Source organism: Vibrio sp. 1078-1, assembly GCF_033340475.1.
The window spans coordinates 1-1,071 of record NZ_JAWOWM010000092.1 but is presented as its reverse complement, the minus strand read 5'-3'; the positions used below and the strand labels follow the sequence as shown (position 1 = coordinate 1,071).

The following is a 1,071-nucleotide window of genomic DNA, read 5'->3' as shown; positions in this document are numbered from 1 at the left end:
CTTTCCTTGGTGCGAACAGGCTGAACCTTCTCAAGTTCAAACCCGTCGATCCCGTGGGAAAGCGCAACAACACAAAGACGCTTGCGGCGCTCAATAACCCCAAACTCATTGCCGTCGAGAATGCGCTCTTGTAGGGAGTAACCCAACGAAGAGAGCACCGAACGAATCACTTCCATCGAAGCGGTGTTCTGGTACTCAGGCACGTTCTCAATCAGCACAACGGCTGGGTTTAGCGCTTCTACGAATTGCAGGAAGTTGAAGAACATGGCACCTGCCGCCTCATGCGATTCGGCAAACTCCAACTTGTTCTTACTGCGACCTGACTTTGACGCGCCGGTACACGGTATGCCCCCCATCAAAACATCCACCTGTGGTGGGCGTTTGCTGAGATTCACAGCCTGGATTGGCGATTCGATAACAATAGAATCTTCGTTCCAAAGCTCCGGGTTATTTGCCAAAGACGAATCGAGATATTTCCCTTCCATCTCCACGGCCACAGATATGGCACTGGCAATTCCCGCCTTGTGAAAACCGGCGTGAATCGCTTTATCAAGCACCCCCATGAAAGAGGCTGCATACCGAAAGCGATTCTCCATTCTCCAGCTTACTGATAAGCCGGTTGACGCGCTCGATCACTCGCTCTTGTTGATGGTGAGCAGAGATCACAATTGCGCCGTTACGGATGAACACGCGGAGCATCTCTACACCGTCAAAAACGGTAGCAAGCTCCTGCACGGTCAGATCGATGATTGGAGACACCCGGCCATTGCGCTCGCGCTTACTGATGGTGAACTTACCCTCCTCTTTGACGCGAAGCACAACCTGGGAATCTTTCAGCTCCAGATCATACTTCATGCCAGGATAGTAACCTTCACGCAGTAGCTTTTGGCCTTCCAGCCAGACGCGCTTCTTGCCTCGATGTTCTCCTAACTTGGTGTTTACGATAGTAGCCATGAGCTCTCTCCTTTCGGTTGAGAGGCCACTACCGTCCCAATCGGGAAGTAATGGCCCCGATGGGTTTAAAGTGGTTCTCAGTTCACAGCGATGCCGTGAGACTGAATGGCATTAGCA

At 51.9% G+C, this 1,071-nt stretch carries 2 protein-coding genes; both read right to left on the bottom strand.

What is annotated here, in order from left to right; translation table 11 throughout:
- Nucleotides 1-485, bottom strand: a 485-nt coding sequence (locus tag R7190_RS25815) for a DNA cytosine methyltransferase (RefSeq protein WP_318137669.1), incomplete at its 3' end; no start/stop codon positions are given.
- Nucleotides 486-549: 64 nt separating this feature from the next.
- Nucleotides 550-954 carry a hypothetical protein gene (locus R7190_RS25810; RefSeq protein ID WP_254216662.1) on the bottom strand — a complete coding sequence of 135 codons (405 nt, stop codon included), beginning with the start codon at nt 952-954 and terminating at the stop codon, nt 550-552.
- Between the last annotated feature and the right edge of the window lie 117 nt (nt 955-1,071).